We start from the raw sequence: 14885 nt of genomic DNA, 5'->3' as shown, positions 1-14885 counted from the left end.
CATGCACGCCTCCCCCCATCACGATGCCATCACCCTGGTGGTCACCAACAGCGAGCGCCTGGAGGGGCGTTCCACCAGCAGCCATGTGTTCGGCGCTGCCGGTGGCACCCTCGGCAGCGGCGGCGACGACTGGCTGCTGCAGGATCATGCCGGGCGCATTCGCCCCAATCATGCCGAGATTCGCCGCATCGATGGGCGCTTCTGCCTGATCGACCGCAGCGGTCACACCTTCGTCAATCAAGCCACCCTGCCCCTGGGGCGCAGCCGACGCGCCGCCCTGCGCGACGGCGACGAGCTGCGCCTCGGCGACTACTGCCTGCGGGTGCACCTGGGCGACCGCCAGCAGGGCACCCCGGGCAGCCAGCCGCTGACCCAACTGATCGACGAGGAGCCCGAGGCGCTGGAGGAGGGCGGCCTGCCGGCTCGCCTGGCCCCGCTGGGCGCCCAGGCGAGCCGGGGCCCCGATCAGGAGGATCCCCTGGCGGCCCTGGGCGGTGTCAGCCCCGGCGCGGGCCAGCAGGACCCCATGCTGGCCCTCACCGAACCCGAGGCCGCCGAGGCCCTGGCCACCGATGATGACCTCCTGGCCACGCCCGGGAGTCGCAGTTACAGCCCCCCACCACGGCACGCCACGGCCGTGGACATGCCGACGATTCGCACCAACGAGGACCTGATCATGGATGAACGGCTACTGAATGACCTGGAGCGCTCGGTGGGCGAGCAGCTCGAGGATCGCTGGCACAAGCCCCAGGCCGGCACCACCGGCCATGTGGGCGCCGACCCCCTGCTGCGCGGCCTGGGCGCGGAGCTGCCGCTGCGCGACAGCGAGGAGCAACAGGCCTTCCTGGCCGAGGCCGGCCAGACCCTGCGCGCCGCCCTCGAGGGGCTGATGGCCCTGCAGCGTGCCCAGGACGACAGCCGCTACCCGCTGCGCGACCGCCGCCTGCAACCCATCGAGGACAACCCCTTGCGGCTGGGCCAGCCCTACCCGGAGACCCTCACCACCCTGTTCGCCGCCGACCGCAGCCCGGTGCACCTCTCGCCGCCGGCCGCCGTGGCCGAGTGCCTGGCCCACCAGGGGCAGCACCAGCAGGCCGTGGAGGAGGCCATCGAGCAGGCCCTCGGCGCCATCCTCGATGCCTTCGCCCCCGAGGCGCTGCTGCGCCGCTTCCATGCCTACCGCGGCGCCGGCAACCGCCTCGAGGACGAGGGCGGCTGGGCCTGGGAGATGTATCGCCACTACTACCGGGAGCTCAACTCCGGGCGCCAGCGGGGCTTCCAGAAGCTGTTCTGGGAGGTCTTCGAGCAGGCCTACGACCACTCGGTGCGCCGCCAGCAGCGGGAGGACACATGAAGCGACTGCTCGTCTCCGGCCTCGCCCTGCTGCTGATCGCCGGCCTGCTCGGCGGCTGCGCCTCGACCCGGGAAGCCGCCGGCAAGACCTGGCAGGTCATGCGCGACCCCGCGATCCCGGTGGGCTACCCCGAGGATCGCCCGACCCGCATCGACCTGGCGATGGTCGCCGAGCCCGACGTCAACCCCAACCGCGAGGGCGAGGGCACGCCGCTGCGCTTCCAGGTCCTCCAGCTCAAGGACGACTCCATGCTGATGGCCGCGGACCTCGATCAGCTGCGCGACGACCTGGAGGGCGCCCTGGGCACCAACTACCTGAGCCACGACGACTTCACCCTGCTACCCGGCCAGTGGAAGTTCTATGAGCCCTTCGAGGTGGATCCCGAGACCCGCTACCTGGGCATCATCGCCTTCTATGGCGACTCCGAGGAGGCGGAATGGAAGAAGGTGGTGCGGGTGCGCTCCCGCGGCGAGCACCACCACCTGCTGGTCCACCTGCGCGCCCACGAGGCCGAACTGAGGAAGGAAGGCTGATGGCCAGTCGCAACCGCGTGGTATGGAGCGAGGGGCTGTTTATCAAGCCCCAGCATTTCCAGCAGCAGCAGCGTAGCCTGGAGGGACTGATCGATGCCCGCCTCGAGGGCATCGGCCAGTACCCCTACGGCTTCCTCTCCCTGGAGCTCAACGCCGAATACCTGAGCTTCGGGCGCATCGCCCTGAGTCGTGCCAGCGGGGTGATGCCGGACGGCACCGCCTTCCGCCTGCCCGACGACGATATCGAGCCCCATCCCCTGGAGATCGACGACGCCGCCATCGCCAACCAGGTGGTCTACCTGGGCCTGCCGCTGGCCACCGATGCGGTGGCCGAGGTGCGCTGGCCCGGCGACGACCTGCCGGCGCGTTATCGCCTGGAGCCCCGCGGGGTGCGCGACCTGCACTCCCGGGAGGGCGACACCGTCGACCTGGAGCTGGCCCGGGTGGCGCCCCGGCTGCTGCTGGAGAACGAGGATCGCAGCGCCTACGCCTGCCTGGCGGTGGCGCGCATCCACGAGCGCCGTCCCGACGGCAGCCTGGTGCTGGACGAGCAGTTCCTGCCCACCCTGCTCAATGTCCAGGCGGCCCCCCGGCTGGGGCGCTTCCTCGGCGAGATGGCCGGGCTGATGCGCGAGCGCGCCCGCAATATCGCCCAGCGCCTGGCCTCGCCCCAGCAGAGCGGCGTGGCGGACGTGGCCGACTTCATGCTGCTGCAGCAGCTCAACCGCGCCCAGCCGCGCTTCGCCCACCTGGCGCGCCTCGGCCGGCTGCACCCGGAGCGCCTCTACGCCGAGATGCTGGAGACCGCCAGCGAGCTGGTCACCTTCACCGACGAGTCGCGGCTGCCGCCGGAGTTCCCGGCCTACGACCATGACCATCCGGAGCGCGCCTTCCGGCCGCTGATGCAGAGCCTGCGCCAGTCCCTCTCCACGGTGCTGGAGCCACGCGCCATGGCCATCCAGTTGCAGGCCCGCCGCTACGGCCTGCTGGTGGCCCCGCTGGCCGACCCCGGCCTGATCGAGAGCGCCGACTTTATCCTCGCGGTGCGCGCCGACCTGCCCCACGAGCGGCTGCGCAAGCTGTTCCTGCAACAGACCAAGGTGGCCAGCGTCGAGCGCATCCGCGACCTCATCAGCCTGCAGCTGCCGGGGATTCCCCTGGAGCCGCTGCCGGTGGCCCCCCGCGAGCTGCCCTACCACGCCGGCTACAGCTACTTCCGCCTCGACCGCAGTGGCCAGGCCTGGAGCATGCTGGAGGGCGCCAGCGGCTTCGCCTTCCATGTGGCCGGCGACTTCCCGGGGCTGGAACTGCAATTCTGGGCGATCAGGAGCTAAGCCATGAACGAGCTAGTGCGCCGTCGCGACGGCATCGAGGACGCGGAGTTTTCGGAGATCGGCCGCCACGAGGATCGCATCGACGACCGCGGCCTCGAGCACCTGATCCATAGCCATGCCGAGCACCTGGACGCCGACGAGGCGTTCTGGTTCCGGCTGCGCGGCTACAACCTCAACCCCCTGGTGGATGCCGCCAGCGGCCTGCTGGGCATGGTGCTGCGGGTACGCCAGTTGGAGGCCCTGGAGGATATCGAGCGCCTCTACCGCCAGGTGGTGGACGAGATCGCCGCCATCGAGATCGAACTCACCGAGCAGGGCTACGACCGTCCCACCCTACTGGCCTACCGCTACGTGCTCTGCTCCTTTATCGACGAGGCGGTGATGGGCACCCCCTGGGGACGCCAGAGCGTCTGGGCCGAGCACTCCCTGCTGACCCGCTTCCACAACGAGACCTGGGGCGGCGAGAAGGTCTTCTCGATCCTCGCCCGCCTGCAGCAGGAGCCGCGCCGCTACCGGGACATCCTGGCCTTTATCTACCTCTGCCTGTGCCTCGGCTTCGAGGGCCGCTACCGGGTGATGTCCCAGGCCCGCGACGAATACGAGCAGGTGGTGCGCGCCCTCGGCGACCTGCTGGCCTCCCTGGAGACGCCCCCCGAGGACGAACTGACCCGGCCCCTCGACAACGTCATGAGCGGCGGCCGACGCCATGGCCAGGGCCTGCCGGTCTGGGCCCTCTTCACCCTCTTCGCCGGCGCCATGGTGGCCACCTATGCGGGCCTGGCCTGGTCGCTGGACCAGCAGGCCCTCCAGGTCACCGGCCTGCTCGATCAGATCTTTCGATAGGAGATAGCATGCTCAGGGTAGAGCTTCCGGCCCTTATCGGCCGCCTCAACGCCATCGCCCGCCAGGGCCTCGAACAGGCCGCCGCGCTGTGCGCCGAACAGCAGGCCCCGGAGGTCACCGCCGGGCACCTGCTGCAGGCGCTGATCGATCAGCCGCTGTGCGACCTGCGCTGCCTGCTCGAGGCCGAGGCGATCGACGCCGCCCAGTTGCGCGCCCGCCTCGCCGAGGAGGGCCGCCCGGTCCAGGACCTGCAGGTCACCACGCCGAGCTTCTCGCCGTTGCTGGTGGAGCTGCTCCAGGATGCCTGGCTGCTGGCCACCACCGAGTTCCGTCACGACGTCCTGCGCAGCGGCCTGATCTTCACCGCCCTGCTGCACAACGCCCCCCGCTACCTGGGCCCCGGCGGCGTCGCCCTGCTGGCCGGGATCAACCGCGAGGCCCTGCGCCGCGACTTCGACCGCCTCACCGCCGACTCCGCCGAGGCGCCGCACCCCGAGGCGGCGGCCGCCCCGCGCCGCGAGGCCCAAGGCGGCGAAGCCGACAGCGCCCTGGCGCGCTTCGCCAGCTCGCTCACCGAGCAGGCGCGGCGCGGCGAGCTCGACCCGGTGCTGGGCCGCGACCCCGAGATCGACCAGATGCTCGATATCCTCGGCCGCCGGCGCAAGAACAACCCCATCGTCATCGGCGACGCCGGGGTCGGCAAGAGCGCCGTGGTGGAGGGCCTGGCCGCGCGCATCGTCGAGGGCCGGGTGCCCAGCGCCCTGGCCGGGGTCGAGCTGCTGGCCCTGGATATCGGCGCCCTGCAGGCCGGTGCCGCGGTCAAGGGCGAGTTCGAGAAGCGCCTCAAGGCGGTGATCGAGGAGGTCAAGGCCGCGCCGCGGCCCATCCTGCTGTTTATCGACGAGGCCCACACCCTGATCGGCGCCGGCAACGCCGAGGGCGGCAGCGACGCCGCCAACCTGCTCAAGCCGGCCCTGGCCCGGGGCGAGCTGCGCACCATCGCCGCCACCACCTGGCGCGAATACAAGAAGTACTTCGAGAAGGATCCCGCCCTGTCGCGGCGCTTCCAGCCGGTCAGCCTGGCCGAGCCCAGCACCGCCCAGGCGCTGGTGATCCTGCGTGGCCTGCGCGACACCTACGAGGCCGCCCACGGCGTGCTGATCGGCGACAGCGGCCTGCGCGCCGCCGCCGAGCTCTCGGCCCGCTACCTGGCCGGCCGCCAGCTGCCCGACAAGGCCATCGACGTCCTGGATACCGCCTGCACCCGCCTGGCCCAGGCCCTGGACACCCCGCCGCGGCGCCTCAGCCACCTCAAGAGCGAGCACCTGGCGGCGCTGCGCGAGCGCGACCAGCTCGACCGCGAGCGGCTACTGGGACGCACCCCGGACGCCGCCCTGGTCGACGAGCTGATCACCCGACTGGTCCGCCTCGACGACGAGCTGGCCACCCTGGAGGCCGCCTGGGAGGCGCAGCGCCAGGGGGTCGACGCCATCCTCGCCCTGCACCGCCGCCTGCTCGAGGACGCCACCCCGGAGGCGGAGCGCGAGGCGGCCCGCGCCGAGCTGGCCGACCGCGAGGCCGACCTGGAGGCCCTGCAGCGGGAGTTCGCCCTGGTCAACGCCAGCGTCGAGGAGGCCCAGATCGCCCAGGTCATCGGCGACTGGACCGGCGTCCCGGTGGAGCGCATGACCCGCGACACCCTGAGCCGGCTCACCGAGCTGCCCGAGCACCTGGGGCGCGAGGTGCAGGGCCAGGCGCCGGCCATCGAGCGCATCCATCGCCACCTGCTCACCGCCCGCGCCGACCTGCGCCGTCCCGGCCGCCCCCTGGGCGCCTTCCTGCTGGTGGGCCCCAGCGGCGTCGGCAAGACCGAGACGGTGGTGCAGATCGCCGAGCAGCTCTACGGCGGCCGCCAGTTCCTCACCACCATCAATATGTCCGAGTACCAGGAGAAGCACACCGTCTCGCGGCTGATCGGCTCGCCCCCTGGCTACGTGGGCTTCGGCGAGGGCGGCCTGCTCACCGAGGCGATCCGCCAGCGCCCCTACTCGGTGGTGCTGCTCGACGAGGTGGAGAAGGCCCACCCCGACGTGCTCAACCTCTTCTACCAGGCCTTCGACAAGGGCGAGCTGGCCGACGGCGAGGGGCGCCTGATCGACTGCAAGAACGTGCTCTTCTTCCTCACCTCCAACCTCGGCTATGAGGCCATCGTCGCCCATGCCGACGACCCCGAGGCCCTGGACGAGGCGCTCTACCCGGTGCTCGCGGACTTCTTCCGCCCGGCCCTGCTGGCGCGCATGGAGGTGGTGCCCTACCGCCCCCTGGACGACGCCACCCTCGACGCCATCGTCGACGCCAAGCTGGCGAGCCTGGCCGAGCGCCTCGCCGCCCGCCATCGCCGGGCCGAGGTGGTGCTGGAGAAGGCCCTGGCGCAGGCGATCCGCGCCCGGGCCACCCGCAGCGAGAACGGCGCGCGCATGCTGGAGTCGGTGATCGACGGCGAGCTGCTGCCGCCGCTCTCCCGCGCCCTGCTCGAGCGCCTGGCCCGCCAGGAGCCGGTCTCCCGGGTGGTACTGGGCATCGATGGCGACGGCGACTTCACCGCGGAGGTGGCCTGAGCCATGGCGGGTCGGGAGCGGGATATCGTGCGCCTGGATGGCATGGCCCTGGCGCTGGCCCTGGTGGAGAGCGAGGCCCCGCCGGCCCTGCGCCGTCGGGCCCGGGAGGTGCTCGGCCACTGCCAGCCCACGGCCTGGGTCGACTGCCTCTACCTGGCGGAGAACGGCCGCCGGCTGGCCTCCGATGACGCCGACTTCCGCCTGGCCTGCGACGACTTCCGCCACCCCTACGCCCATGCCATCCGCCGCGGCGAACCGCTGCGCCTGGCCCTGGGCGAGGCCCGCTCGCGCCTCGATCACCCGGATTTCCAGGCCCAGGTGGCCGGGCTCTCCCATGAGCTGCACCTGGAGGTGCGCCCCCTGCGCGCCCAGGATGGCCAGCGCGAGTGGCTGGGCGCCCTGGCCCTGGCGGATACTCCCGAACGCCTCGAGGCGCTGCTCGCCGACCCCTGTTTCGCCGCCTTCGAGGCGCTGCTGTGCCGGCTCTGGGCACGCCTGGCCCGCCACCGGGACGAGCGCGATCGCCAGGCGCGGCTGCGCGACTCCCTGACCCAGCTCAGCGATGGCGCCCGGCGCCGCGCCCTGGCCGAGCGCCTCGGCGAGGACCTGCTGGGAATCTCCGCGGCCAGCCAGGCGCTGCGTGACCAAGTGGTGCGCGCCGCCGAGACCAACCTGGCGGTGCTGCTGCAGGGCGAGACCGGCACCGGCAAGGACCGGGTGGCGCGGGCGATCCACCGCCTCTCGGCCCGTCGCGACGGCCCCTTCCTGGCCATCAACTGCGCCGCCATTCCCGAGTCGCTGCTCGAGGCGGAGCTGTTCGGCCACACCAGGGGGGCCTTCTCCGGCGCCGACCAGGCCCGGGACGGGCTGATCGGCCAGGCCGACGGCGGCACCCTCTTCCTCGACGAGATCGGCGATATGCCGCTGCCGCTGCAGGCCAAGCTGCTGCGGGTCCTGGAGAGCGGCCGCTACCGTCCCCTGGGCGCCGGCGAGGAGCGCCAGGCCGACCTGCGACTGGTCGCCGCCACCCACCAGCCGCTGCGCGAGCGCATTCGCGACCGCGGCTTCCGCGCCGACCTCTACTACCGGCTCGGCCAGTTCCCCCTAGCGCTGCCGCCGCTGGCGGCGCGCCGCGAGGACATCCCCCTGCTGGTGGAGGCCTTTATCGCCGACTTCTGCGCCCGGGAGGGGCGCCACGAGATGGGCATCACCTCCGCGGCCCTGCGCCTGCTGCGCGAGCGCGACTACCCCGGCAACGTGCGCGAACTCAAGAACCTGATCGACTACGCCTGCGCCATGACCCACCCCGGCGCGGATATCGGGCCCTCGGCGCTGCCCGGCATCGATGCCGGCGCCCTGGCCCCGGCCTCCCGCGCGTCGGCCGGCGAACCGGACCTCTACGCCATCGACGACCTGCGCCAGGCGGTACGCCACTTCGAGGCCACCCTGATCCGCCAGCGGCTGGCCCGCTTCGACGGCAATCGCGCCCGGGCCGCCGAGAGCCTGGGGCTGCCCAAGCGCACCCTGGCCCATAAATGCCAACGGCTGGAGCTGGATACCCCATGAGGCTGCCGATGTTCCCCCTGCTGCTGGCCCTGCCCCTGGCCTGGCTGGCTCCGTCGCCGGCCCAGGCCGACGATGCCACGCGCCTGGCCGAGGCCCGGCACTGCGCCGTCCTCGACTCCCGGCTCGAGCGCCTGCACTGCTATGACGCCCTCTTCCGGGACGCCCCGGCCCCCGCCGCCGACGCGCCGCCGGCGCTGTGGCAGGCGGTGCTCGACCAGGAGGCACGCCGCGACGACGACGCCTTCGGCCTGCTCGCCGGCATTGATGGCGACGAGGTGCTGCTGACCGTGCCGGCCCTGGGCAGCGTCCCGCCGCGTCCGGTGCTGGTGATCAGTTGCCAGGAGTCGATCACCCGCTTCCAGCTGCACCTGCCCGAGGCCCTCGACGCGCCGCGGGCGGAGCTGCGCCTGCGGGGCGCCCGCGGCGACCTGGCCCAGACCTGGCGCATCCGCGACGGCGGCCATGTAGTCAGCGGCGGTCGCGGCCTGCCCGCCATCGATACCCTGCGCCGGCTGCTGGATAGCGAGACCCTGAGCCTGGCCAGCGAGCGAGAGGCCCTGGACGGCCTGCGCTTCGAGCTGGGCGGCCTGCGCCAGCAGATCCAGCCCCTGCGCGATGCCTGTCGCTGGTAAGGAGCCGAGCATGCGAATCACCGACCGTAGCCACCTCGAGCCCCTGCTGGCGCCCCTGGCGCCAGGCCCCGAGGCGCCGCCCCTGGACGAGCGGGCCGACTTCGCCTGGCTCGACGAGGAGATGATGAAGATCGGCTCGCTGCAGCACGGCGAGATGGACTGGGCCGGCGCCGAGGCCCGGGCCGCCCGCCTGCTCGGCGAGGCGGGCAAGGACCTGCGGGTACTCGGCCACCTGCTGCACTGCCTGCAGCACGACGCCGCGCCGCGGCGCTTCACCCTCTCGCTGGAGCTGCTGGCCGGCAGCCTGGCGGCCTGGTGGGAGAACGCCACCCCCTACGCCGGCCCCCGCTGCGCCCGGGCCCGCCCCAAGCTGTTCGCCCAGTTCACCCAGCGGGCGGTCAAGCTCGCCGGGGGCCTGCGCTTTACCCAGGCCGCCCAGCACGACGAGGCGCTGACGGCCCTGGCGACCCTGCACGGTGCCGCCGCGGCCCGGGAGCTGCCGCTGGGCGCCCTGGAGGAGCTGCAACGCCTGCTGGAGCGGCTGGCCCCCGGCCAGCCGGCCGATCAGGGCGGCGAGGCGACGCCGGCCGACGCCGGCGGGATGGCAGCAGCCGCGGCGGCCCCGCCGCCCGCGGCCCCCGAGGCACGCCTGGAGGCGGGCAACGAGCGCGGCAACCGCCAGGCCCTGCTGGCCATGGCCGATTTCCTCAACGACCAGGCCCCCGGCGAGGCCCTGGGCTACCGGCTGCGCCGCCATGCCACCTGGGGCCCGATCCAGTCGCTGCCCGCCGCCCGCGACGATGGCCGTACCGAGCTGGCGCCCATCGCCGCGGATCGGGTGGCCGACTACCGGGAGGCCCTGGCCCGTGGCGGCGACGCCGCCCTGTGGCGGCGCATCGAGACCAGCCTGGCGCTGAGCCCCTACTGGCTGGAGGGGCACCGCCTCAGCGCCGGCCTGGCGGCGCACCTCGGCCATCCGCGCTGCGCCGAGGCGATCCGCGACGAGGCGGCGCGCTTCGTGGCCCGCCTGCCGGGCCTGGAGGCGCTGCGCTTCAACGACGGCAGCCCCTTCGTCGACGACGACACCCGGCGCTGGCTGCAGCCGGCGGCCGCGCCGGCCATGGCCGGTGGTGGCGCCGGGGGCGACCCCTGGCAGGCCGGCCTCGAGGAGGCCCGCGAGCGCCTCGCCGAGGGCGACCTGGCGGCGGCCCTGGCCGGCCTCGACCAGGGCCTGGCGGCGGCGCACTCGCCCCGGGACGCGGCCTATTGGCGCCTGGCCAGCGCCGACCTGTTCCACGAGGCGGGGCTCGCCGCCCTGGCCACCCAACACTACCGGGCCGTCCAGCAGAGCATCGCCGGGATCGGCCTGGAGGCCTGGGAGCCGGCGCTGCTGGCGCGGCTCGAGGAGGCACTGCAATGACCAATGGCACCACCAAGCACATCGACAGGGACGAGGGTTAACGGCACATGTGGACAAGTGTGAAATCCAGGCTGAGTCGCTTCGTGCCCGGCATGGCCCGGGCCGAGGCCGGAGCAAAGCAGGCGAAGATGCACGGCAACCAGGCCAAGGGCCTGGGGCGCCTCGCCTTCGCCCTCTGGTGCCTGCTGGCGGTGATCGCCGCCGCGGCGATCTGGTGGCTGGGCCCGCTCTGGGAGGTCGGTGGCACCCGGCCCCTGGGCCCACGGCTGCATCGACTGCTGGCGATCCTCGCCCTGGCCACCCTGCTGGCGGTGGTCTGGGGGATCCGCCTGGCCCGCCGCCTGCGCCGGCTGGACGCCGAGCGCCGCGAGGCCGAGCGCCTGCAGAATGACCCCATCGCCGGCGAGGTGCGGCGCCAGGAGGAGACCCTGGACGCCACCCTGGCGGAGCTGGTGGACAGCCTCGGCGGCGGCCCCGGGGCCCGCTATCGGCTGCCCTGGTACCTGGTAATGGGGGTCGAGAACGCCGGCAAGACCAGCCTGATCAACCGCTCCGGCCAGGAGTTCGCCCTGACCCGGGTAATGAAGGCCGCCGGCCACCGCAAGGGCAACCGCTTCGGCTTCGACTGGTGGATCGGCGACAAGGCGGTGCTGATCGACCCGGACGGCGAGCTGCTCACCCAGGGCGCCCTGGAGGGCGGCGAACCGGTGGAGCTGCAGCAGCGCCTGTGGGACCACTTCGTCGCCTGGCTGGAACACCACCGCGCCCGCCGTCCCCTGGACGGGGTGGTGCTGGTCCTCGACCTGGCGCGCCTCAGCGACGCCCGAGTGGCGGTGCGCAAGGCCTATGCCGCCCTACTGCGGGCCCGCCTGCGCGAGCTGATGGAGCGCCACGGCGCCCGCCTGCCGGTCTATGTCACCTTCAGCAAGATGGACCTGCTGCACGGCTTCGACGACTTCTTCCGTCACTACTCGCGCCAGGCGCGCCGCGCCCCCCTGGGCTTCACCTTCAGCGCCGACAGCCTCGATACCCCGGATCGCTGGGCCGAGGAGTTCGCCGAGGCCTTCGACGCCCTGCTCGAACGCCTCAACCGCAGCCTGCCGACCCTGCTCAGCGAGTGCCGCGACCGCGAGGAGCGCGAGTCGGTGTTCCGCTTCGTGCGCCAGCTGGCGGGGCTGCGCGATGTGCTGTTGGGTTTCCTCAAGGAGGCCCTCTCCAGCGACCGCTTCTCCACCGCCGCCATGGTGCGCGGCACCTACTTCACCTCGGTCTACCAGCAGGGCGTGCCGGAGGATCCCTTCGTCGACGCCGCCGCCCGCCGCTACGGCATGAGCGATGCGGTCCAGCCGGCCCACCGCGCCACCCGCAGCGCCCTCTACTTCACCGAGGAACTGTTCGAGCGGGTGATCTACCCGGAGGCGGGGCTGGCCGGCGACAATGCCCGGGCCGCCCGGCGGCGCCGCCAGGTGCGGCGCCTCAGCCTGCTCGCCTGCCTGTTCGGCGGCGCCGTGCTGGTGGGGGGCTGGAGCCACTTCTACCAGAAGAACACCCAGGCCCTGGCGGCGGTGGAGGAGAAGGCCGAGGAATTCATCGCCACCCAGCCCCGCGAACTGCGCAGCGACGACCCCACCGGCTATGCGCTGCTGGAGCCGCTGGATCGCCTGCGCGAGGCGACCCGGGCCTTCGCCGATACCCGCACCCACCTGCCCTGGCTGGCCGATATGGGCCTCTACCAGGGACACAAGGTGGGCCGCGCCGTGGATGACGCCTACCGGGCCGTGCTCGAGCACCATTTCCTGCCGGCGCTGATGGTCGGCGTCATGGACGACATGAACCGCGCCGAGCCGGGCAGCAACGAGCAGTTGGCCCTGCTGCGCCAGCTGCGCATGCTCTCCGATGCCAGCGGCCGCCAGCCGGAGCGGGTGCGCGACTTCATGGCACGCCGCTGGCAGGGCGACTTCCCCCAGCGCGGCAGCGTGCAGCGCCGCCTGCTCGATCACCTGGACTACGCCCTGACCCATACCGACCTGGCCGGCCATGCCGCCGCCGGCGATCGCGACGCCCAGTTGGCCATGGCGCCCTTCGGGGGCAGCCTCCAGGCCGCCCAGCGCACCCTCGCCGAGCTGCCCATGGACGAGCGGGTCTACGCCACCCTCAAGGCCGGCAGCGACCGCCGCAGCGGCGCGACCCTGGACCTGCGCCAGGGGGTGGGGCCCGCCTTCAGCGCCGTCTTCATGGCCCGCGACGACGACAACGACGCCCTGCGCATCCCCAGCCTGGTGACCCGAAGGGGCTTCGAGGGCTACTTCCTGAACGAGCTGGACCAGGCCACCGAGCTGGCGCTGATCGACCTCTGGGTGCTCGGCCAGCGCGACGACATCGACTTCAGCGAGGCCGACCGCGCCCGCCTGCAGGGCGCCCTGCGCGAGCGCTATATCAGCGACTACCATGTCACCTGGCGGGAGGCCCTGGAGCGCATCGAGCTGGTGCCGCTGCCCGACCTGCACCAGGCGGTGGTGGTCACCGACACCCTGCTCGGCGCCAGCCGTCCGCTGGACCGGCTGCTCGGCGAGGTGGTCCAGCAGACCCGCCTCTACCCGGAACTGCCGGTGGACGACGAGGCCGCCCGCCAGGCCCTGGAGCGCTCGCCCCGCTACCGCCTGGCCGGCGATATCGAACGTCACTTCGCGCCCCTCAACGGCCTCCTCGAGGCGCGTGGCGACAACCCCGCCGACCTGGCCGAGATCAAGGGCGCCGTCGGCGAGCTGCGCGACTACCTGCGCCAGGTCCAGGGCGCCAGCGACCCGGGCCGCGCGGCCTTCGTCACGGTCCGCGACCGCCTGGTGCTGAGCGGCGGCGACCCCATCCACACCCTGCAGCGCCTGGCCGAGGAGACTCCGGCCCCGGTGGGCCCGATGCTCGAGAGCCTGGCCGACCAGAGCTGGCGGCTGCTGATGACCAGCGCCATCCGCCATATGGAGCACCAGTGGCTCGACGAGGTGGTCGCCCCCTACCGGGAACGCCTGGCGGGCCGCTACCCGCTGGCCCGGGACGCCTCCCGCGAGGTGGCCCTGAGTGACTTCGAGGCCTTCTTCGCCCCCGGCGGCATCCTCGACGGCTTCTATCAGGACAAGCTGCGGCCCTTTATCGAGGCCGCCCCGGAGCAGCTCGAGGACGCCGAGGGCAACTCCCTGATCCGTCCCGGGGTACTCACCGCCGTGCGCCAGGGCGAGCGCATTCGCGAGGCCTACTTCGGCCGCGACGGCGTCCTCGACGTGGAGTTCAGCCTGGAGCCCCTGAGCCTCAGCCCCGACAAGCGGCGCAGCGTGATCAGCGTCGACGGCCAGCTGATCGAGTACGCCCACAGCGGCAGCCATCGGGTCTCGATGATCTGGCCCAATGCCCTGCGCGGCGACACCGAGAGCCGGGTGACCCTGGTGCCCAGCCAGGTCAACCGCTCGCCGCGCAGCCTGACCCACGGCGGCGCCTGGGCCTGGTTCCGGCTGCTCGACCAGGCGCAGATCACCGGTGCCGGCGAGCGCGAGCTGGAGCTGCGCTTCCAGGTGGATGGCGGCACCATGAGCTACCGCCTGCATGCCAACGGCAGCCGCAATCCCTTCACCCGCCCGCTGGCTACCGGCTTCCGGCTGCCCACCGCCCTCTATGCCGAAGGAGGCCCCGATGCTGACGACGCTTAAGCGCTGGCTGGGCCGCGATAGCGCGGCGGCGGCTCCCGAGTCACCGCCTGAGGCCCATCGCGAGGCCCGCGGGGGGCTGGTGGCCGCCCGGGCCGAGGAGCTCGAGGCCTTCCTCGAGGCGGCCCGCCGCGCCGATGCCCAGGGGCATTCGCCCTGGGTGCTGCGCGACGAGGCCCGCCTGGCCACCCTGCGCCGCGCCCTGGAGTTCACCCTCCACCGCGGCCGCTGGCTGCAGCGGGAGGGCGACGCCATCGCCCACTGGCAGGGACGACTGCTCGCCTTCCGCCATGGCGAAGGGCCGCCGCTGGGCATGCTGTTGGCGGTACGCCCCGACGAGGAAGCGGCCTGGCAGCTGCGCTTCTTCTTTATCGATCCCCAGTGGCAGGGCAGCGGCCATGGCGCCCGCCTGCTGTTGGCCGCCCGCCGCGAGCTGGACGGCACGCCGCTGCACTGCCGCCTGCCGCTGGCCTGCACCGCCGCCGTGGCCAGCCTGGAGCGTGCCGGCTTCCGGCGCATGCAGGTGGATGCCACCGAGGTGGCCAGCTTCGAAGCCCCCGCCGAATGGCATTGACGCCACACCAGAGAGGAGACAAGGACGCATGGGACGCAAACTCGTACTCGTCGGCGATATCGGCACCGACCATGAGGGCTTTCCGCCGACCCCGGTGACCGCCGGCAGCCCCACGGTGATGATCGACGGCAAGCCGGTGGCCCGCCAGGGCGACCCCCTGGCTCCCCACGACAAGCCCAAGCACCCGACGCACCCGCGCGCCATCGCCGAGGGCTCGGGCACCATCCTGATCGACGGCAAGCCCGCCGCCCTCACCGGCCACGCGGTGAGCTGCGGCGGCGTGGTGATCGGCTCCGCCAGCGGGGAGGGCAGCTAA

General features: G+C 72.9%; 11 protein-coding genes. All 11 read left to right on the top strand.

The window, feature by feature from the left end; genetic code table 11:
* Position 1 precedes the first annotated feature (1 nt).
* Genes tagH through ACQ1W9_RS00535 form a run of 11 tightly spaced genes read left to right on the top strand, consistent with a single transcriptional unit; the run spans position 2 to position 14885 of the window.
* Entirely contained in the window at positions 2–1354 is a 1353-nt protein-coding gene (gene tagH, locus ACQ1W9_RS00585) for a type VI secretion system-associated FHA domain protein TagH (RefSeq protein ID WP_431024844.1), read from the top strand.
* Positions 1351–1887, top strand: a complete 537-nt coding sequence (gene tssJ, locus ACQ1W9_RS00580) for a type VI secretion system lipoprotein TssJ (protein WP_346061000.1) — start codon at positions 1351–1353, stop codon at positions 1885–1887. Before tagH ends, tssJ begins: the two co-directional genes overlap by 4 nt.
* Positions 1887–3221, top strand: coding sequence for a type VI secretion system baseplate subunit TssK (gene tssK, locus ACQ1W9_RS00575; protein ID WP_431024843.1), 1335 nt, complete (start codon positions 1887–1889; stop codon positions 3219–3221). The genes tssJ and tssK overlap by 1 nt, the downstream gene beginning before the upstream one ends.
* 3 nt (positions 3222–3224) lie before the next feature.
* Positions 3225–4064 carry a type IVB secretion system protein IcmH/DotU gene (gene icmH, locus ACQ1W9_RS00570; RefSeq protein ID WP_431024842.1) on the top strand — a complete coding sequence of 280 codons (840 nt, stop codon included), beginning with the start codon at positions 3225–3227 and terminating at the stop codon, positions 4062–4064.
* Positions 4065–4072: 8 nt separating this feature from the next.
* On the top strand, positions 4073–6682 hold the full coding sequence (tssH, locus tag ACQ1W9_RS00565; protein ID WP_431024841.1) for a type VI secretion system ATPase TssH: 2610 nt from the start codon (positions 4073–4075) through the stop codon (positions 6680–6682).
* A 3-nt stretch (positions 6683–6685) separates the two neighbouring features.
* Entirely contained in the window at positions 6686–8248 is a 1563-nt protein-coding gene (locus tag ACQ1W9_RS00560; protein ID WP_431024840.1) for a sigma-54 interaction domain-containing protein, read from the top strand.
* Positions 8245–8880, top strand: a complete 636-nt coding sequence (vasI, locus tag ACQ1W9_RS00555) for a type VI secretion system-associated protein VasI (protein WP_431024839.1) — start codon at positions 8245–8247, stop codon at positions 8878–8880. Before ACQ1W9_RS00560 ends, vasI begins: the two co-directional genes overlap by 4 nt.
* A 10-nt stretch (positions 8881–8890) precedes the next feature.
* Positions 8891–10300 (top strand): type VI secretion system protein TssA, encoded by a 1410-nt coding sequence (gene tssA, locus ACQ1W9_RS00550; RefSeq protein WP_431024838.1) that lies wholly within the window; start codon positions 8891–8893, stop codon positions 10298–10300.
* A 59-nt stretch (positions 10301–10359) separates the two neighbouring features.
* Entirely contained in the window at positions 10360–13998 is a 3639-nt protein-coding gene (tssM, locus tag ACQ1W9_RS00545; protein ID WP_431024837.1) for a type VI secretion system membrane subunit TssM, read from the top strand.
* Positions 13982–14569 carry a GNAT family N-acetyltransferase gene (locus ACQ1W9_RS00540; protein ID WP_431024836.1) on the top strand — a complete coding sequence of 196 codons (588 nt, stop codon included), beginning with the start codon at positions 13982–13984 and terminating at the stop codon, positions 14567–14569. Before tssM ends, ACQ1W9_RS00540 begins: the two co-directional genes overlap by 17 nt.
* A gap of 28 nt (positions 14570–14597) precedes the next feature.
* Positions 14598–14885 (top strand): type VI secretion system PAAR protein, encoded by a 288-nt coding sequence (locus ACQ1W9_RS00535; protein ID WP_431024835.1) that lies wholly within the window; start codon positions 14598–14600, stop codon positions 14883–14885.

The sequence above is a fragment of the Halomonas sp. H5 genome (genome assembly GCF_050613175.1).
Lineage (GTDB): Bacteria > Pseudomonadota > Gammaproteobacteria > Pseudomonadales > Halomonadaceae > Bisbaumannia > Bisbaumannia salifodinae.
This window is presented reverse-complemented; position numbering and strand designations above follow the sequence as displayed.